Here is an 18747-nt window from a genome sequence, read left to right on the forward strand (position 1 = left end):
CCAGTACATACTTTGTTGGGTTTCGCTATGGCTCCACCCAACCTACTTTTCTTAGTTAGAAGAGAAATGAGAGTTTGACTGGTGTTGTGCGTCAGTCTTGTATCATTTTCCAGCTTGGAGATTACGTGAATAAATCTCATTTTCTCGTTGAATGAATTTGTGGCTAATTAAATCACGTCGCAAGGTTATGTAATCAGGATGATAACGATTGAGAATTTCATTCACCATCTGTTCAGGATATTCAACTCCTGGCTCAAACTTCTGAGAAAGCCATTTAAGAATGACTAAGCGTTTTTTACGACTTACAGGAATTTCCTTAAGGCGCTGAAATCCATCTGAACTGTTGGAATTACTTTCTAAATAACTGTGCAAAACTTTGTTTTCCCAAGCTTCAGTATCTATATTTTCAATTAAAGATGCTATCCTTCCTGGCGTAAAAATTTCCTTACTGATGTTTTCTAAGGCTTCACTATCTAACTGATACAAACGGCTGTTACCATCAGGGCGCATGGTCACTAAATTTACTTCTTTCAGTTTCGCTAAATGGTGAGATACGGTCGGTTCTTTGAGTTGCATGAGTACAGCCAATTCTTCCACACTACACTCTTGATTTGCCAAAATACCTACTATCTTCAATCGACTTTCGTCAGCCAATACTTTAAAAAACTGTAGCAGGGTTTGAAACTGTTCTTTTCCCATAATTTTGTTATAATCAATTCGATCCCGATCTAATTAGAAAGAAATCGAATTAGTTATGCTGTCCTCCTAAGATGCAGCGCAATCTCCTATTGGTTAATTTTTTTATTAATGTCAATTTTGCGATTTGTTTAGAAAAAAAATGAATTTTCTTAAGTTGTTCTTTACATTTCGCTATGCTGAAACATTCGTTAGTAAGAAAAATCAGAAACAGAACAATTAAACAAGGTACTTCTCTTGTACAAGCGGCTAAATTTTTAGGCGTAGACCAGAGTACCTTGTACGTGGCTATTCAAAAAGGGCAAATTCCTACAACTACTAGAAATGGCAGGACTGTGATTAGTCAAGGAGCTTTAATGGACTATCAAGCGAGGATTAGACCTCTCTTATAAGTAATTGAAATAGTAAGTATTAGCAATTGAAATGATGTTGAGATAGATTCGCGATCGCCTAGACAATGTCAATGATTAATTGACATAGAGTTCTAGTCTAGCGTAAGAAAAACCAATTCAAGATAGCAAATACAAATTTGTGCAGATAAGCAATGTTTTTGGATGAAACTATATTTTCATCAAAAACAGATATTTTTCTGTGTAAATTTTTAGTTGATGTTTTGTCAGCTAGGTTTGGCGATCGCTTCACTAAAACCATCACCCAAGTTTATTGATAAAGTAATATAGCGGTAGTCAGATATGTTAGGACAATTTGAAAGCTTGAAGGCCAGGAATAGTAAGACTTTTACTCCTGCCTTCTGCCTTCTGCTATATATAATATTTTCCTTGTTGAAATTATGACTACTGTTATTCGCGTTGCAAAACCTGTTAGCCAAATGCAACTAGCGCCCGGTAGTGCAGTGACGATACCTGATGTCAGTTGGTCAGAGTTTGAAGCGATTTTGGCGGAATTGGGACACAAGCGGCGTTCCAGAGTAGCTTACAGCCAGGGTACTTTAGAAATTATGGTTCCTTTACCTGAACATGAAATACCCAGAGACCTACTTTCAGATATTGTTAAAGCTTTAGTCAGATTTCAGGGTAGAAGGTATGAACCTTTTGGTTCGACTACTTTTAAAAGGGAAGGTGTCGCCGGAGTTGAACCCGACGCTTGCTTTTACATCCAAAATTATCAGCGCATGATTGGTCGTCGTCGCTTGGAACCAGACGACCCACCACCCGATTTAGCAATTCAATCGGATGTTACTTCTAAAACTAAACTTGATGCTTATGCAGCCGTTGGTGTGCCGGAACTTTGGGTTTATGATAGCGGCACACTAAAAATTTATGTATTGCGTGATGGAATTTATTTAGTTTCTGATGACAGTCCTCTGTTTGAAGATATCCCAATCAAGCAAATCATTCCTAATTTTGTGGAACGTGCTTGGCAAGTTGGTAATCTGCAAGCATTAGAAGAATTTGAAGTGGCGATCGCAAACGGATGACACTTCAGTATAAATATTATCTATTGAGGCTGGGTGTGGGGTACAAGGGTGTAAGGGTGTAGGTTTTCATTCAGCACCAAGCGACTGAAGTCGCGGCTACACAGACAAAACCCGCCTGCGCGGGTTCAAAACCCTTAATTCTCTGTTAGTCCGCGTAGGCGGACTTTGTTCTTATAGCCGCGAATTCCATTCGTTGGGGCTAAATGCAAGAAATGTATACACCCTTACACCCTTTCACCCCTACACCCTCAATTTATTAACCAAACTGCTGTTCAACATCCAAGTTAAACAACATTTGTAGAGTTTGCATACAGCGCCTTCTGGCTTCTACATCCTGCTGCGCTCGCAATTGCACCATCGGATCATGTAAAATTTTGTTAACGATGCCTCGCGTTAAAGCCTCAATGACCTCTTGATGTTTGTCACCAAATTCGGAACCTAAGCGTGATAAAGCTTTTTCCAGTTCTTGCTCACGGATGGTTTCGATTTTATTTCGCAGACAGCTAATAGTGGATACAGTTTCTAAACTGCGCCACCACACATCAAAAGCTTCTACTTCTTCATCTAAAAGTCTTTCGGCTTCTTGCGCCATTTTGCGGCGGCTTTCGTAGTTTTGTGCAACGACGGCTTTTAAATCATCAACATTAAACGCTTGGACATGCGCCAATTCGTTTACGTCGGAGTGAACGTTACGCGGCACAGAAATATCAAATAACATTAAAGGACGGCCAGGTTCTAAAACTATTTCTAACTTGGCACGGTCAAGTATTGGCTCAGTTGCAGATGTGCTTGTAAATACTAAATCACTTTCGGCAATTACAGTCATCATTTCCCCAAGTAAATGAGTGCGGATGGGGTGTTCTGAGAACTGCTGTGCTAATTCTTGGGCGCGATCGCGGGAACGATTCACAATACTAATTTGTGTCGCACCTTTAGAAACTAAATGCTGTACCAACAACCGCGACATTTTGCCAGCGCCAAGAATTGCCACGCGACAAGCCGCCAAATTATCTACTTTGATTTGTGCCAATTCCACAGCCGCCGAACTAATAGAGACTGCACCAGTACCAATACTAGTTTCGGTGCGGACTCGCTTACCAGCTGTAATTGCTTGTTTAAATAACCGATTCAAAATTGTTTTTATACCGTTGTATTGCTGCCCCAGTTTGTGCGTATTCTTCACCTGAGCCAGAATTTGACCTTCGCCGAGGACTAAACTATCTAAACCTGCGGCGACGCGCATAATGTGCATCACAGCATCTTCGTGCAGCAATACAAACAAGTGTTGTCTCAAAGAAGCTACAGGTAATTTGCTGTGTTCTGAAAGAAACTGAGTAACTTCGCGCACACCTTGGTCAGTTTCGCTGGCGACAATGTAAATTTCCAGACGGTTGCAAGTGCTGAGTATGGCTACTTCGTCAATATGGGGATAACTAGTTAAATTAGCGATCGCACTTTCAGTTTGTGGTTCTGGAATACTCAGCTTTTCTCTAACTTCGACTGGGGCTGTTTTATGGCTTAACCCCACCACTGCAATATTCATTTCTTATCAACAATTAATAATGGGTTATTAACAATTGGGGAGTGGAAGTAAAAAGTCAAAAGGCAAAAGTAAAAAACAAAAATATTTTTTACTTTTTACTTTTTACTTTTGACTTAATGAATCTCTCTCCCTACTCCCTGAGTTTTTAGTGCAATTGCAGAGTCTTAGGCTGGTCGAACATGTGGATTGTATCGACGAATCTAGCTGTCTTAGACTGGCTAGAAATAACCAAGCTTTGAGTTCTCGCACCGCCGTGGAAGAAACGGACACCTTGCATTAAGTTACCAGAGGTAATACCGCAAGCAGCAAATAGCACATTTTCACCAGAAGCAAGTTCATGAGCATCGTAAACCCTGTCAGGATCAGTGATGTTCATAGATTGCAAACGCTCAATGTTAGCTTCTTTGCTTTCCCCAATTAGACCTGTTTTGACTACAGCTGGATCGTAGATCAATTGGCCTTGGAAATGTCCACCCATAGCCCGCATAGCCGCCGCAGAAATCACACCTTCAGGTGCAGCACCAATACCCATGAGTGCATGAATATTAGTTCCTGCAAAACCACAAGATATAGCAGCGCCTACGTCACCATCAGAAATGAGTTGGACTCTAGCGCCAGCATCGCGGATTTCTTTAATCAAGTCGTTGTGGCGTTCGCGCTTCATTACAACTACTACGAGTTCATCAATTGAGCGATCTAGACACTCGGAGAGAATTTTGAGGTTTTCGGTGGCTGACTTGTTAATGTCTACCTTGCCTTTAGCGGCTGGAGGTGCTGCGAGTTTCTTCATATAGAAGTCAGGTGCAGCAAATAAACCACCTTTTTCAGAAATTGCCAAAACAGCCATTGAACCAGGCTGTCCGTATGCTACCAAGTTTGTACCTTCGCAGGGGTCTACGGCGATGTCAATTTCGATTAATTCATCTGGGTTACAGAAGTCTTTTGCATCGGGACGAGCGCAGATACCTACTTCTTCACCGATGTACAACATAGGAGCGTCATCACGTTCCCCTTCCCCAATCACAATGCGACCGCGCATGTAGATTTTGTTCATACGCTCCCGCATAGCTTCTACTGCTACTTGGTCAGCTGTATTCTTTTCGCCTTTACCCATCCACTTTGCAGATGCGATCGCGGCTTGTTCTACTACCTCAATAATTTCTAACCCAAGCGTATTTTCCACAGAGTCCCCCTCTCAACTGCTCTCTATTGCGTTATTTCATCTAGCCATTTCAGTTTTCAAGTCTACCAAAGTGCCGATACCTATGGAAAATAGTATTCACTCACACAATTGTTAATTTTTGCTGCTGATTGATGTAAATCTATACCAGTAAGGCAAAAATTACAGTTCTTTTGTACTATTGGCATTTGAGTATTAAAGTAAGTAGATAAAATCACTCAAGTGATTGCTACAAAAGACTTTAAGGCAAACTGTTCAATTTTAATATGATTTCTCAATGATTCGCTCGGTATAATAAATATGCTTTTGTAGTCTGTGCATCTAACTAGAGCAAGTCAAAAAAACTGCGTATAAGTTGACGAAAAAAATTAGCTAAATTCTACAATCAGGATAAGCACCTAGCACAGACAAGTAGAAAGTCGTTTACTGAGTGCAGTCGAAGTGCAGCAACTTCAGCCCCTCAGTGTAAGATGTCAATAAATTCACCCCTCAATTCATCAACACCAATTTTTCACACTTCAAACTTCACACTTCAAAATTATGTTCGACTTCCTCAACCCGCTTCTCGGTCGCCATCCAGAAAAAATTAAAGCTAACGTCGAAATTTATACTTGGCAAACCTGCCCTTACTGCATCCGTGCCAAAATGCTGTTGTGGTGGAAAGGCGTAAACTTTACCGAATATAAAATTGACGGTGACGAAGCCGCTAGAGCCAAAATGGCAGAACGTTCAAACGGTCGTCGTACAGTCCCGCAAATTTTCATCAATAATCAACACATCGGCGGTTGTGATGACATTTATGAGTTAGATACTCAAGGTCAACTCGACCCGCTATTAACTCAGACAGTGTAAATAATTTTCAAATCTAGATGCAAAAACTGTGTAGAAAAGACTCCCGATCTTGAGGCAGTTCAAGCATGATTAATTTTATTAATTCTTTCAATAATTATCTTTTCATAATTGTGATATTCTTGTTGTCTAGTGATAGCTAATGCTTGTTGATAATATTCAAGAGCTTTAGATTTTTGTTCTAGTGTAAGATATAATTCACCAATCTTTTCAAGATTGTTCACTTGACTCAAGTAATTACCTAACTGTTGACGAATTATCAAAGACTTTTGATATTCTTCTAATGCCCTTTCATATTGATTCAACTGTCTATACATTGAGCCTAAAATATCAAGAGTATCACTTTCACTCATTCTATCTCCAATTTTTTGGCTAATAATGAGAGCTTCTTGAAGAGACTCCCTTGCTTTAGAATATTTTTCTAAATGGCAATAGAGATTGCCCATTAAATAGAGTGTTTCTGCTTGACCTGGCAAAACGTCAATTTTTCTGCGTAGAGCTAAGGCAAGCTCATAGTAAGTTAATGCTTTTTCAAATTCTTGTAATTCAGAATGAAGCAATCCTAAATTACTTAAAACAGTAGCTTCTGTATCACGATCGCCAGTTTTACTAGCTATCACTAATGACTCTTGATAGTATTCTAAAGCTGCTGAATGTTCTCCATAGCGATAGTATATTTGAGCTATATTATTGAGAGTTGTACCTTGACTATTCAACTCTCCTATTTCTTGTTGTAAACTCAACGCTTCTTTATAGTATTGAATTGCTTTAGGGTAGTCTTCTAAAAAAGTATAAACTGCTCCAATATTATTTAATGTAGTACCTTCATTTTTTCTGGCTCCTATTTCTCGACGGATTGATAAAGCTTGATGGTAATAATTTAATGCTTCATTATATTTTCCTATCTGGTCATAAACACCTCCAAAATTATGGAGCGTGGTAGCTTCATTAGTGCGATCTCCTATTTTTTTAGCAATTTTTAAAGCTTTATTATAGTATTCTAAAGCTTTTGAGTATTGCCCTAGATTACGATAAATAGCACCTATGTTATTCAGGGAAGAAACTTGACCTGATAAATTATTATTTTCTATTTCAATAGCAATACACTGCTGATATAGTTCTAATGCTTTTTCATATTGACTTAAATTACTATAAACTGAGCCTAGGTTATTAAGAACAGCCGCCTCTCCATTACGATTACTTTTATTTTGATAAATTTTTAACGCTTCTTGATATTTTTGTAATGCGTTTTGCGGTTCTCCAAGGCTTTCATAAATTAAGCCAGTATTATTGAGATTAGTAGCTTCATTAGAAAAGTCTCCTATTTCTCTACTAATAATTAAAGACTGATTATAATGGCTGAGAGCTTCTGAATATTGTCCTAACAAGTAATATACTGTGCCAATACCACAAAGTGTTTTTCCTTCCATTTTACGATCCATGATTTGAAGATGAATAGACATAGCTTTTTCATATATTTCTAAAGCTTTAGAATATTCGCCCATACCACGATATGCGCTACCAATACTACTAAGAGTAGTACCTTCGTTTTGTAGGTCATGAATTTTTTGAAAATAATATAGAGCATCAATATACTGGTTTAAAGCATCTTGATACCGTCCTTGATTATATAAACTAAGTCCAAGATTAGAATGTGTTAATGCGTCTGCTTGCTGTTGTTGTTTTATTAAAAACTTAATTAATCGATGAATGGCTTTGATTGGCTTAAGTAAAAATGAAGCTATGACACGTAGGTAAGATAGCACTATAACCTCGAAAATTTAGATTTTGAACTTAAACTTATTCTTCCCATTTAAAAACGTCAAAAATTCTTTGTTTTCCTCAATTAAAGAAGTTTTATAATAAAAACCGCAAACATACGCATAGAACACTAATTTATGTTCGTTCATATACGTGTATCTGCGGTTAATTTTTATTCCTAAAACTCAGCTTAATGCACTAACTCAATAGCCCGCTTCGTTAACGTCTCAGCAGTCAAACCATTAAACGCCATCAACTCGCCAGCACTAGCTGTAGTTTCCCCACGTTTCCAGGCAAAAGTATCGCGCTTGCTGTTACTTCTTAACATAATTGGTTCTAGCATCGCCGCAGCACCACCCGTTACACCAATTAGTGCATCACCACCAAATAATTGGGCGAATTTTGCATCATCAATAAAACCACCATCGGCTTCAGAAACAGTATCCCAAGCAACATCACTAGGACGATATAAACGGCGGGGGTTAATAATAGAAACTATCTTCACCCCAATACCTTCTGTTTCTAAAAATGCTGCGGCTTCAAAGACAGGAATTAATGTCATATCCCCAATAACAGCAAACACAACTTGCTTATCTCCAGCAATTTCATGCAATAATATCGCACCCTCTTCTAAGCCTTGCTGGGTTTGTTTTAATGTGGTGCGAATTGGCAATGGTGACTTACTGGCAGTAATAACAATTCCTTTATTTCTTGTTTGTAATGCCCAGTCATAACAAGCTTGGATACTATTAGCATCGGGTGGGAATACAGGAAATACATTTCCATTCCGCATCATCGATGCAAAGTAAGCTTCAATTTCGGGACGTTGGTGAGTCCAACCATTACGACCTTGTTCTAATGCGCCAGCAGTAAATAATGTAATTGTTGAGGGAGTTTGACGGCGTAATTCTGCCATTGCTTGGGTGACTGTTTGCCAAATTGGTAAACCATTGATGGCAAAAGATTCATAAGAACACCACAAACTTCTCGCACCCATGAGAGATAAACCAACGGCTAAACCTGCACAAGCATCTTCACTTAATGGTTCATAAACTTGACCGTTTGGTGCTTGATTATATAAGTCGTCAGTTGTGGGGTGAATAATTTTTAATGCTTGGTTGATGTTGCCAATTCCTGATGCTTCATTACCGTCGGCGTTGGTGACGAGGAAATTTTTGTCCTTTTGTCCGACAACACCAACTAATCTACCCATTGCGGTGGTTGAAACTTTTGGTTCACCGCCAACTGCATATTCTTCTAATGGTAATTCGCCTAAGTTTGGTAATTCTAATTCAAATTCTGTGACGACAGTTTTAGCTGCGGGGCCGCCACCAGCGCGTTCGGCGTTGGTTCTGACTGTTTGCCAAGCTTCTGCTGATAAGGCGCGGGTTTGTAATGCAGAGACAATGTGCGGTGCGTCTAAGGTGTCTTTAGGATATAAGTTGTGAGATTTTGCACCTCTAGCGTGAACACCTGCGCCTTTGAGTTGTTTGATAATAAATACGGTGAGTTTACCACTGAGGGCGGAACGGGCTGCTTTATCAACGGCTACTAGTACGGCTTGGGTAAAGGCGAGGCGTTGCTCAAAGGAAAAGGCTGTACTATCTACGTATTCTCCTGGTTGATTTTGGTCGTCAAATTCTTTGGCATCGACAAGAATGACTTCTTCAAAACCGTTACCTTGCCAGTATGCTTTCATCTCATCATTGGTTTTGAGGGAAACCATACTGTGATGTTCTTGGCTGTACCCATTCCATACCAGCACAGGTAAGAAGTTGGTGACGCTGGGATAGGCGGTGTTAAAGTGTGCCATTGAACTCATAATATATGGTTCACCTAGTCCACCGTCGCCGAGGGTGAAGGGGAAAAGTTTGTCACGGTGGAGGAGTGCAGCCGCCATTGCAAAGTGTTGCCCTTGTCCCAAAGGCCCGGCGGGTGCGAGAATGCCGGGAATGTAACCGGAGAGGTGTCCTAAAAGACCATGTTTTTCGCGGAAGCGATCGCGCAATTGTTGTACTGTAAAAATGCCCATGTCTTCTAAGGAACGATCCAAAAACATGGCACTATAAAATCCAGGGGCGTGGTGTCCGACTTCCGTAATAATATTTTTGTAGCCCAGCATGACCAATGCTGCATACGCTTCCGCTTGGCTGGCAAACCCGCCTGGGTGTCCTGATGCTTTACTACCAGTGATTTGCAATGTCAGATAACGCAAGGCATCAGCAGCCAGTAAAGTTTGATATACGGCTGCTTTATCTGTAGAAGATGCGATCGCTACTTTATCTGAATCTATCGCAGGTGTAGCACCATAAGTGGCAAAATCTGGTAATGCTTCGCCAAAATATTGAATTCCTTCGCAAAAATTAGGAAGCGCGGAAGATGCCTTTGGTGTAATTGCTGTCATGCTGAGTACCTTATAAGGATGAAGGGAAACTGTAGATGCCCGTTGAATTTAACAAAAATTTTACATCTTTAGGGATGTGAAGAAATATCAGTGTTTCATGATGCTCAAGATAAGTAGTTTAAATAGCTAGACACTAAAAACTATTATTTTTCCTCAAAACTCAGCACTCAGCGAGAAGTTGCGTGCGGAGAGAACTTGCGTGCGCGGGTTCCCCGCGTTGAGCAAAGTTCGGAGGGTTCCCCCCGTTGAGCAAACTTCGGTGACTCAGCACTTAGCACTCAATTTAAGTAAAAATAACGATATCAATCAACTACACCTACATTTTTATGCAGCTACCACAAACCCCAAAGACTCCAGTAGCTTTACAAATGTTGAATTGGGTATTCCGCCCTATGTCCTATATGGAGGAGTGTACTAAACGTTATGGGGACGTTTTTGCACTGAAACTGCAAAAAAATATTCCTCCTATAGTTTTTGTCAGTCATCCTCAAGACCAACAACAGATTTTGACTCATGACACTAAAGAATTAGAAGCACCTGGAGATTTAAATAGTTTGTTTGAAGGCTTACTTGGTAAGCGTTCTTTAATTTCTATGTCTGGTGAAGAACATCAACGCCAACGACAATTAGTAATGCCGCCTTTGCATGGTGAAAGAATGCGCGGCTATAGCCAGATTATTAATGATATTACTGCCAAAGTCATCAGCCAATACCCAGTCGGACAACCTTTTAATATTCGCACTGTTAGCCAAGATATTACTCTGCGTGTAATTATGCAGGCTGTGTTTGGTTTAGATGAGGGACTCCGCGCCGAACAACTCCAACAAAAGTTAAAAGTAATTTTAGAAAATAGCAGTTCTGTGTGGCGTGTAGCTTTGCTATATTTCCCGGCATTACAAAGAGATTTTGGGCCGATTAAAGTTTGGGGAAGGCTAGAAGAAATTCAGCAGCAAGCTGACCAACTTATATATGAGGAAATTCAAGAACGGCGGGAACATCCAGACGCATCACGCACAGACATCCTCAGCTTACTCATGGATGCTAGGGATACGGAAGGTCGACCGATGACCGATGTCGAGTTACGCGATGAATTGATGACTCTATTAGTCGCAGGTCATGAAACCACAGCCACAGCTATAGCCTGGGCTATGTACTGGATTCACAAATTACCCCAAGTTAAGGAAAAACTGATCCAAGAACTAGATAGTTTAGACGATAATCCAGACCCAAATACAATTTACAAGCTACCTTACCTGAGTGCTGTTTGCTCAGAAACTTTGCGAATTTACCCAGTGGGAATGATAACTTTTCCTAGACGAGTGAAAACACCTATCACTGTCGGTGGTTATGAACTTCCACCGGGTACGCCAGTTATGGGTGCAATTTACTTAACCCACCAACGGGAAGATATCTACCCACAACCAAAACAGTTTAAACCAGAACGCTTTTTAGAAAAACAGTTTTCACCTTTTGAATATATACCCTTTGGGGCTGGTGCAAGACGCTGTATTGGTTTAGCCTTTGCTCAATGGGAAATGAAACTAGCGATCGCTAAAATGTTAACCATAAGAGACTTAGATTTAGTAGACCGCACAGAAGTCCAACCCCAACGCCGTGGTTTAGTCACTGGGCCAAACCGTCCTATTCAAATGGTGGTTAAAAGTCAGCGTCAAATCAAGTCTCGCAGTTTAGAAACTAGCACTGTAGCTTGAAGCAAACAAAGTCCGCGAGGCGGACTTTGTTTTAATAACCGCGCATTCTATTCGTCTGAGCTATGTACTTTAAGATGGAAATTTGTATTTTAATAACTTAAAATCTGCTGCCAGAATTTTGTCAATTCAATAATATAAACATCCTGAATTTATTAAAAGGATGGTCTTGTTATTCTTTAACCCATTATACTCCTAACTGCATATATCATCTTATAGATCCATTTTGAGGTATGTAAAGTCTAAAGTAAGCATTATGGGACGCTATGAGATAAAAATTCATGCCAGAAGAACGCAGGTTGGAAGAACAGTTAATCTCACAGGAAGCCGAACGTCGGCTATCCAACCAACTGGATGAAGCAGAACAAATTGATGTAAATGTGCAGACTGATTTGTTCAAAATAGTTCAAGGACAAGCAGATGGTGTTTCTCTGAGTGGGAAAGGATTAGTTTTTAAAGAAAATATCCGGGTTCAAGACATCAAACTACAAACTGATAGTATTGCTGTAAATCCTTTCAGTGCAATTTTTGGACAGATTGAATTCAATGCACCAGTAAATGCGATCGCTCGCATTGTCATGACAGAATCAGATATTAATCAAGCCTTAAAATCAGAATTTGTGCAGAATTCAGCCAAAAATTATGACTTAAATGTCGAAGGCGAAATTGTCAGGTTTGAAATACAAAATATGCAATTATCTTTCCCTGAAAATAACAAAATTGAATTCCAGGGATTAATGACAATCACAGAGAAAGGTAAAAGCCGTCCACTTGGTTTTACAGCCCGATTTCAACCCCGAATTTATGCTAATCCTATCATCTTAGAAAGCTTTGATTGTCATCAGGGTGAAGGGGTAAGTTTAGAATTAGTTTTAGCACTAATGCAGAAAGTAAAAGAACTAATAAATCTCCCAGATTTTACATGGGAAGGTACAAAATTTAAAATTATCAATATGGAGGTTAAACAGCATCATTTAATACTCTTAGTGGAAACTCAAATACGTCAAATACCTCCTTCAATCTCAGAAATTACTAATTAGGAAAATTATCATAGTACTAGTTGATTTAACTAAACACACTCAATGTTGTAATTTCTTTTGAGCCTTTGTAATATTAACAAGCCACTCTATTCTAAACTACAAATATGCAAGAATATGATGTTGTAATTATCGGTGCTGGGCATAACGGACTAGTTTGTGCAGCATATTTGCTCAAAGCTGGTTATAGTGTCCTACTTTTAGAAAAACGTTCTGTTCCTGGTGGTGCAGCCACAACCGAAGAATGTTTACCCAAAGAAGCCCCCGGATTTAAATTTAATTTGTGTGCAATTGACCACGAATTTATTCACTTGGGGCCAGTAGTTGAAGAATTAGAACTGAAAAAATATGGCTTAGAATATTTGGAATGTGACCCAGTAGTATTCTGTCCCCATCCAGATGGCAAGTATTTCTTAGCACATAAATCTCTAGAAAAAACCTGTGCCGAAATTGCCCGTTATAGTGAACGTGATGCTAAAAAATATGCCGAATTTACTGAATATTGGCAACGGGCAATCGGGGCAATGATTCCGATGTTTAATGCACCACCAAAGTCAATTATTGATATTGCGGGTAACTACGACATCACAAAAATCAAAGATTTATTGTCAGTCATTGGTTCGCCAAATAAAACCCTCGATTTTATTCGCAACATGATGACCAGTGCTGAAGATTTACTTAATGAGTGGTTTGATTCAGAATTTTTAAAAGCACCACTAGCCAGATTAGCATCTGAATTAGGTGCGCCTCCATCACAAAAAACCATTGCGATCGGTGCAATTATGATGGCGATGCGTCATAATCCTGGCATGGCAAGACCGCGTGGTGGCACTGGTGCATTAGTCAAAGCTTTGGTGAATTTAGTTACTAGTAAAGGTGGCACAATTCTCACAGATCAGCATGTTGAAAAAGTGTTGATTGATAATGGTAAAGCTGTGGGTGTGCGCGTTGCTGGTGGTACAGAATATCGAGCGAAATACGGTGTAATTTCTAATATTGATGCCAAGCGGTTGTTTTTGCAAATGACCGATAAAAGCGATATTGATTCAGCCGATCCTGATTTGTGGGAAAGATTAGAACGTCGCATTGTTAACAATAACGAAACCATCCTCAAAATTGATTTGGCTTTAGATGAACCGTTGCGCTTTCCTTTCCACGCCCACAAAGATGAGTATTTGGTTGGTTCTATCTTGATTGCTGATTCTGTGGCGCATGTGGAACAGGCTCATAGTAAGTGTACCTTGGGCGAAATCCCTGATGCTGATCCATCAATGTATGTAGTGATGCCCAGTTACCTTGACCCCACATTAGCACCACCAGGAAAACATACTGTCTGGATTGAATTTTTCGCCCCCTATCAAATTGCAGGTGCAGAAGGTACAGGCTTAAAAGGTACTGGCTGGACTGATGAGTTAAAAAATCAAGTTGCAGATAAGGTAGTTGATAAGTTAGCTACTTACGCACCTAATGTTAAAACCGCGACTATTGCTCGTCGGGTAGAAAGCCCCGCAGAATTGGGAGAAAGATTAGGTGCATACAAAGGAAATTACTATCACGTCGATATGACTTTAGATCAGATGGTATTTTTCCGCCCCCTACCAGAAATTGCCAACTATAAAACCCCCATTGACAATTTATTTTTAACTGGCGCGGGTACTCATCCTGGTGGTTCAATTTCCGGGATGCCAGGACGCAATTGTGCGCGGGTATTTTTACAATCGAAGCATCCGATTACTCAGACATTGAAAGATGCCAGAGATTCGATTAAATCGACTGTCGGTTCTGTGTTTGGGATTGTTTAGAGTAGAAATAAACCCCTCAAAATGGAAGTCTATCCTACGTGAGTTGTAAAAATTGAGAGGCTCAGATCCCCGACTTCTTTAAGAAGTCGGGGATCTTGTTGTTTACAAATGATTTAGGACTGCCATATCACAAAATAAAAACCCCACAAAAATTTGTGGGGTTATTTTGTGAATTACGGTGACTCTAGTTATCTAAAACACATCAACTTGGTTCAGTTCAGGCTATTTTAGGTTACAAAAACTAAACATTTGTGAGACGTTGTTCCAATTCTTCAATACGTTGAGCCATTAAGCTGAGTACTTCTTGGCTATCGTCTACAGTATTGGGTTCGCCAGGTTGAGATGTCACAACAGGCGGACGGACAATAGATGGTAATCTGACTAAGCTACCACCACTTGCTGTAGGCAGAGCGTAGGCAATTTGATCAAAGTCAGGAACAGAATCATCAATGTTTTTGGGTAAGAAAGTTCCGCGATGTTCTGGAGTAACTAGCAGTTCATAAGCTGGCCCGGCGATGGTAGCTCTAGAGATGCTCACATACCCACGAATCTCTAAATTTTTAGCTCCTGTAAACAAGTCTACGTTTTGTAGATCAGGTAATAAAGTAATTAGTGCAGTATCATTCGCAGGAATACCAACATTAAAAGTAAAACGTTTAGGATTACCCGGAACTGGAATCAACTCAGAAAATTCATTGTTTCCTAAAACATCACGGATTGTGACTGTATCTGCTAGATTTAATTCCGGTGTTGTCGCTGTAAATTCCAGTCTCAAACGTGCAGGTGCATCAGTAGTATTAGCAATAGTTAAAAAGTAACCTTGCACAACTCTACGAGCAACTTTTCCTAGCTTTTGAACAACATCGGGTGGTAAATTACCTAAATTATCTGTAGGAGCGATAGGGTTAACAAGTAATTCAAATGTTGAAACTAATGGCATAATTAATTCTCCATGTAATCTAGTTTATGTCTCTAAAATTGTGATGGTTATTACCAGATTTATAAATGGCAAAATCACAAAATTAGAGTGGGATTGCAGACTGAGGAATGTTTTTTTGTCTGCTAATTATTCCACAGACTTAAATCTTGAATTTACGCAAAACTTCTGACTCTTTAACATTTCTTTACAATTGTACTGACTGAGGTATATCCAGAAAATTGATGAAACTCTTGCTGGATAAGAATTATCAGCTATATGAATCTATGCAAGAAATACGGGGAAAGCACATATAGCCATTCTCAAGGACTCACGCACATCTCTATTACCTGTCTCTGTTATGAAATAATTAGAGCTTGCTATTATGCAAAAAATTCTACTGATAAAAAATATAGCCCAGACTTTTGTATAGTCTGGGCTATATGCAGATCATAGATTAATTCTATTGCCAATATTGTGATTACTGCCTACACAAAACCTGACGCATTTTCCGCATATTTGCAGGTAGTTCAAAGTTCATGGCTTGCTGAATAAAAATTGAAGGAATGGGAATATTGGGTGTGGCTTGGACATTATAAGCCAGCAAAGTGCCGTTACCAAAATCTTTTAAATCTACGCAGGCGCTAAAGTCTTCAAAAGTGCCTTTTTCCATACGGAAGTGAATTTGTTGTCCAATGACTTCCGCAACGCTGAGATAAATTTCTACTTGGGCTGTGAAAAATAAAAAGGCTTTTTGTGCTGCTTGGTACAGGCGTTTTGCTTCGCCTCTGTGCAGAACTTCGCTTCTGGTGATATCAGGAAAATATTGCACCCAACGAGGGTAGTCAGTGAGTTGCTGCCATACTTGCGATCGCATCATTGGTAAATACATCCATGCAGTAACTGCACCGCCCCACGCCGTATGCGATCGCGCTTCTACCAAAATTTCGCCCTGCATTAACAATCTTCGCTTGTCATCGCTCCAAGGCATATCTAAACCTGCAATAATTGGGTCGGAAATATGAGACGCAGCCATATTAAGTCACTCACTCCTCACTTTGCCACACTTCCAGGGTTAAAGTTAATCAACGTCTATTAGACTTTAAGATCAACTCAATTAAATTTAGTTCCACTTTTCTAGCACCATTTTCCGGAACTAATATCATCTCATGTTATTTTTCTGTGAAATCACTTATAAAATCGTATTGCTGATTACATTTAATCAAATCTAAATTTCGGCAGCTTTAACAATAACACTACTTCTAATATAGAAGTGTAATAAATTTTGAATCAAAGGCGCATTCCATGAATCAATCTTCCTTAAATCGTTGGCTAACTCAAGTTTTTGGAATGCTACTGGGTATTGGCATTGCCATTTGGATTCTCAGGGGTTTTGGGATTCTGACATTTCTTCCAGGCGGAATCATTTGGTTGTTTGTCTTAGGTGCAATCTCAGTGGCAATCATCAATTTTGCTCAAAGAACATGGTGGCGTTTCTAATCTAGAACTCATCAGTAAATTGTGTGATATTACTGAAATAAGTTTGTTTAAGTTGGTAGCCATACAACTTTTTCAACTTATTAAAGTTTAGTTATTTTAGAAATAAACACCATAAAGAGAAAATGCTGAGGTTTGAGTACTGAGTGCTAAAGAAAAACCTCAATCATCCTTAAAAAATCATTTAATAAATACAGGGATAAAAAAATGGAAAATTACGAATGTACAATTTGTGGCTACGTGTATGATCCAGAAGTAGGTGATCCTGATGGGGGCATTTCCCCAGGAACACCATTTGAAGATATCCCCGAAGATTGGGTGTGTCCCGTTTGCGGCGCGACAAAAGACCAATTTGAACCAGTAGTATGAAGTATGTAGATACCCTTTGGCTGGCTTCTTGAAGGGTAGTGTGAAGTATGAAATTTCATCCTTCTGCCTTCTGCCTCCTGCCTTCAGGACTATTGACCATTGACTAATCAACGAGATTTTTTAAAATTGCAACCGTTACAAATTGTCGTTATAGGGGGTGGGGCTGCGGGATTTTTTGGTGCGATCGCTTGTGCTAATGCCAACCCCTACGCCCGTGTTATTTTACTCGAAGCCAGCCGTCAACCACTAGCCAAAGTCAGAATTTCTGGTGGCGGACGCTGCAATGTCACTCATGCTTGTTTTGAACCAGCCGCCTTAGTGGCGAATTACCCCAGAGGTGGAAAAGCTTTGCGGGGTGCTTTTAGTCGCTTTCAAGCTAAAGATACTATTTCTTGGTTTGCTAATCACGGAGTCCCACTGAAAAAAGAAGCTGATGGGCGAATGTTTCCGGTGACAGACAGTTCGGAAACAATTGTGCAGTGTTTGATGAATGCGGCTGAAGAGATGGACATAGAATTGCGGACGGGTACACCAGTTGTCTCAGTGAAACGACTACCTAGCACTCAGCACTCACACTTCGACTCCGCTCAGTGTACAGCACTTGAAACTCAAAACTCAGCACTCAAAACTCAGTTTGAAGTGTATTTGAAATCGGGTGAAACATTAAAATGCGATCGCCTACTATTAGCTACTGGTAGTAACCCCATCGGCTATAAAATCGTCCAAGAATTTGGCCATCAAATTGAACCACCAGTTCCTTCACTATTTACCTTTAACATTGCTGACCCCAATTTGCGTGCCTTAAGTGGCGTGAGTATGAATCCAGTGCGGTTACGGTTGTCTGTTCCCCAACAACCAACCTTAGAACAAATGGGGCCGTTGCTGATTACCCATTGGGGTGTAAGTGGCCCGGCGGTGTTGAAACTTTCGGCTTGGGGGGCGAGAATTTTGTCTGACAACCGCTATCAAGCCACTTTAACAATTAACTGGCTACCTGATTTATCACAAGAAGAAGTCCGGGAGAAAATTGTAGCAGTTAAAAATGAATGGGGCAGAAAAGCGATCGCCTTGCATCGTGGAATTGATTTACCTCATCGTCTTTGGCAATACTTGATTAACCGTGTCGATATTAATACGGAAATGCGCTGGGCAGAAATTTCTAACAAAACCCTAAATCTACTAGTGCAAGAGATTTCCCAGGGAAAATACTTAATTAATGGCAAAGGTGTTTTCAAAGAAGAATTTGTCACCTGCGGTGGTGTCAGCCTTAAAGAAGTAAATTTTAAAACAATGGAAAGTAAACTTATTACTGATCTTTACTTTGCAGGAGAGATTTTGGATATTGATGGCATTACAGGTGGATTTAACTTCCAAAGTGCTTGGACAACAGCTTATTTAGCAGGTTTAGCAATGGCAGAAAATTAATAAAAACTCCAGAATTCTGAATCTGAGCTATCTAAGTACTGTATCCTTTGTTCTGCTGTAAAGAAGTGGGAATGCTACTTCAGTAAATCTATAATCCGCGTAAAAAATAATACTTGTTTTC

At 39.8% G+C, this 18747-nt stretch carries 17 protein-coding genes; 10 read left to right on the forward strand and 7 right to left on the reverse strand.

All coding sequences use genetic code 11. From position 1 onward, the window contains the following. Positions 1 to 102: 102 nt before the first annotated feature. Positions 103 to 699 carry a metalloregulator ArsR/SmtB family transcription factor gene (locus tag H6G75_RS02550; protein ID WP_190978429.1) on the reverse strand — a complete coding sequence of 199 codons (597 nt, stop codon included), beginning with the start codon at positions 697 to 699 and terminating at the stop codon, positions 103 to 105. Positions 700 to 872: 173 nt separating this feature from the next. On the opposite strand from H6G75_RS02550, the gene H6G75_RS02555 reads away from it, so the two are divergent. From H6G75_RS02555 to H6G75_RS02560, 3 genes are all read left to right on the forward strand, one after another. Further along, the gene (locus H6G75_RS02555) at positions 873 to 1088 is read left to right on the forward strand and encodes a helix-turn-helix domain-containing protein (protein WP_190978430.1); all 216 of its coding nucleotides are present in this window, start codon (positions 873 to 875) and stop codon (positions 1086 to 1088) included. A gap of 152 nt (positions 1089 to 1240) precedes the next feature. Continuing rightward, positions 1241 to 1363 (forward strand): hypothetical protein, encoded by a 123-nt coding sequence (locus H6G75_RS33415; RefSeq protein WP_277884065.1) that lies wholly within the window; start codon positions 1241 to 1243, stop codon positions 1361 to 1363. A gap of 123 nt (positions 1364 to 1486) precedes the next feature. Then, positions 1487 to 2134, forward strand: coding sequence for a Uma2 family endonuclease (locus H6G75_RS02560; protein WP_190978431.1), 648 nt, complete (start codon positions 1487 to 1489; stop codon positions 2132 to 2134). A 256-nt stretch (positions 2135 to 2390) separates the two neighbouring features. Here H6G75_RS02560 and H6G75_RS02565 read toward each other — a convergent pair whose 3' ends face one another. After that, complete coding sequence (locus H6G75_RS02565; protein ID WP_190978432.1) at positions 2391 to 3677, reverse strand: glutamyl-tRNA reductase; 1287 nt, start codon at positions 3675 to 3677, stop codon at positions 2391 to 2393. Positions 3678 to 3822: 145 nt separating this feature from the next. Beyond that, entirely contained in the window at positions 3823 to 4860 is a 1038-nt protein-coding gene (gene glpX / locus H6G75_RS02570; RefSeq protein ID WP_190978433.1) for a class II fructose-bisphosphatase, read from the reverse strand. A gap of 537 nt (positions 4861 to 5397) precedes the next feature. Here glpX and grxC point away from each other — a divergent pair. Beyond that, positions 5398 to 5709: a glutaredoxin 3 gene (grxC, locus tag H6G75_RS02575; RefSeq protein WP_190978434.1), complete on the forward strand. Its 312-nt coding sequence runs from the start codon at positions 5398 to 5400 to the stop codon at positions 5707 to 5709. Positions 5710 to 5768: 59 nt separating this feature from the next. Here grxC and H6G75_RS02580 read toward each other — a convergent pair whose 3' ends face one another. Continuing rightward, positions 5769 to 7472 (reverse strand): tetratricopeptide repeat protein, encoded by a 1704-nt coding sequence (locus H6G75_RS02580; RefSeq protein WP_190978435.1) that lies wholly within the window; start codon positions 7470 to 7472, stop codon positions 5769 to 5771. 185 nt (positions 7473 to 7657) lie between these two features. After that, a complete protein-coding gene (locus H6G75_RS02585) occupies positions 7658 to 9871 on the reverse strand; it encodes a phosphoketolase (RefSeq protein WP_190978436.1) in 2214 nt (737 codons plus the stop codon). 326 nt (positions 9872 to 10197) lie between these two features. Between H6G75_RS02585 and H6G75_RS02590 the strand changes: the two genes are divergently transcribed. The 3 genes from H6G75_RS02590 to crtO all read left to right on the forward strand — a co-directional run bounded on the left by H6G75_RS02590 (position 10198) and on the right by crtO (position 14419). Next, on the forward strand, positions 10198 to 11583 hold the full coding sequence (locus H6G75_RS02590; protein ID WP_190978437.1) for a cytochrome P450: 1386 nt from the start codon (positions 10198 to 10200) through the stop codon (positions 11581 to 11583). Between the two features lie 278 nt (positions 11584 to 11861). After that, positions 11862 to 12620: a DUF2993 domain-containing protein gene (locus tag H6G75_RS02595; RefSeq protein ID WP_190978438.1), complete on the forward strand. Its 759-nt coding sequence runs from the start codon at positions 11862 to 11864 to the stop codon at positions 12618 to 12620. Between the two features lie 104 nt (positions 12621 to 12724). After that, positions 12725 to 14419, forward strand: a complete 1695-nt coding sequence (gene crtO / locus H6G75_RS02600) for a beta-carotene ketolase CrtO (protein ID WP_190978439.1) — start codon at positions 12725 to 12727, stop codon at positions 14417 to 14419. 241 nt (positions 14420 to 14660) lie between these two features. Here the strand turns inward: crtO and H6G75_RS02605 are convergent, their stop codons facing one another. Beyond that, positions 14661 to 15359 (reverse strand): hypothetical protein, encoded by a 699-nt coding sequence (locus tag H6G75_RS02605; RefSeq protein WP_190978440.1) that lies wholly within the window; start codon positions 15357 to 15359, stop codon positions 14661 to 14663. Between the two features lie 457 nt (positions 15360 to 15816). Next, on the reverse strand, positions 15817 to 16371 hold the full coding sequence (locus tag H6G75_RS02610) for an SRPBCC family protein (protein WP_190978441.1): 555 nt from the start codon (positions 16369 to 16371) through the stop codon (positions 15817 to 15819). Between the two features lie 269 nt (positions 16372 to 16640). Between H6G75_RS02610 and H6G75_RS02615 the strand changes: the two genes are divergently transcribed. The 3 genes from H6G75_RS02615 to H6G75_RS02625 all read left to right on the forward strand — a co-directional run bounded on the left by H6G75_RS02615 (position 16641) and on the right by H6G75_RS02625 (position 18626). Next, entirely contained in the window at positions 16641 to 16835 is a 195-nt protein-coding gene (locus tag H6G75_RS02615) for a hypothetical protein (protein ID WP_190978442.1), read from the forward strand. Positions 16836 to 17039: 204 nt separating this feature from the next. After that, on the forward strand, positions 17040 to 17201 hold the full coding sequence (gene rd / locus H6G75_RS02620; protein ID WP_190978443.1) for a rubredoxin: 162 nt from the start codon (positions 17040 to 17042) through the stop codon (positions 17199 to 17201). Positions 17202 to 17327: 126 nt separating this feature from the next. Continuing rightward, a complete protein-coding gene (locus tag H6G75_RS02625) occupies positions 17328 to 18626 on the forward strand; it encodes an NAD(P)/FAD-dependent oxidoreductase (RefSeq protein ID WP_190978508.1) in 1299 nt (432 codons plus the stop codon). Positions 18627 to 18747 lie beyond the last annotated feature (121 nt).

Origin of the sequence: Nostoc sp. FACHB-280 (genome assembly GCF_014697615.1) — a bacterium.
In the GTDB taxonomy this organism is placed as follows: domain Bacteria; phylum Cyanobacteriota; class Cyanobacteriia; order Cyanobacteriales; family Nostocaceae; genus Nostoc_B.

Coding starts and splice junctions, on each gene's coding strand:
- H6G75_RS02560 (WP_190978431.1), top strand. CDS start 1,487: ATGACTACTGTTATTCGCGTTGCAAAACCTGTTAGCCAAATGCAACTA.
- H6G75_RS02590 (WP_190978437.1), top strand. CDS start 10,198: ATGCAGCTACCACAAACCCCAAAGACTCCAGTAGCTTTACAAATGTTG.
- rd (WP_190978443.1), top strand. CDS start 17,040: ATGGAAAATTACGAATGTACAATTTGTGGCTACGTGTATGATCCAGAA.
- H6G75_RS02610 (WP_190978441.1), bottom strand. CDS start 16,371: ATGGCTGCGTCTCATATTTCCGACCCAATTATTGCAGGTTTAGATATG.
- H6G75_RS33415 (WP_277884065.1), top strand. CDS start 1,241: ATGTTTTTGGATGAAACTATATTTTCATCAAAAACAGATATTTTTCTG.
- crtO (WP_190978439.1), top strand. CDS start 12,725: ATGCAAGAATATGATGTTGTAATTATCGGTGCTGGGCATAACGGACTA.
- grxC (WP_190978434.1), top strand. CDS start 5,398: ATGTTCGACTTCCTCAACCCGCTTCTCGGTCGCCATCCAGAAAAAATT.
- H6G75_RS02595 (WP_190978438.1), top strand. CDS start 11,862: ATGCCAGAAGAACGCAGGTTGGAAGAACAGTTAATCTCACAGGAAGCC.
- H6G75_RS02605 (WP_190978440.1), bottom strand. CDS start 15,359: ATGCCATTAGTTTCAACATTTGAATTACTTGTTAACCCTATCGCTCCT.
- H6G75_RS02585 (WP_190978436.1), bottom strand. CDS start 9,871: ATGACAGCAATTACACCAAAGGCATCTTCCGCGCTTCCTAATTTTTGC.
- H6G75_RS02565 (WP_190978432.1), bottom strand. CDS start 3,677: ATGAATATTGCAGTGGTGGGGTTAAGCCATAAAACAGCCCCAGTCGAA.
- H6G75_RS02615 (WP_190978442.1), top strand. CDS start 16,641: ATGAATCAATCTTCCTTAAATCGTTGGCTAACTCAAGTTTTTGGAATG.
- H6G75_RS02555 (WP_190978430.1), top strand. CDS start 873: ATGCTGAAACATTCGTTAGTAAGAAAAATCAGAAACAGAACAATTAAA.
- H6G75_RS02550 (WP_190978429.1), bottom strand. CDS start 699: ATGGGAAAAGAACAGTTTCAAACCCTGCTACAGTTTTTTAAAGTATTG.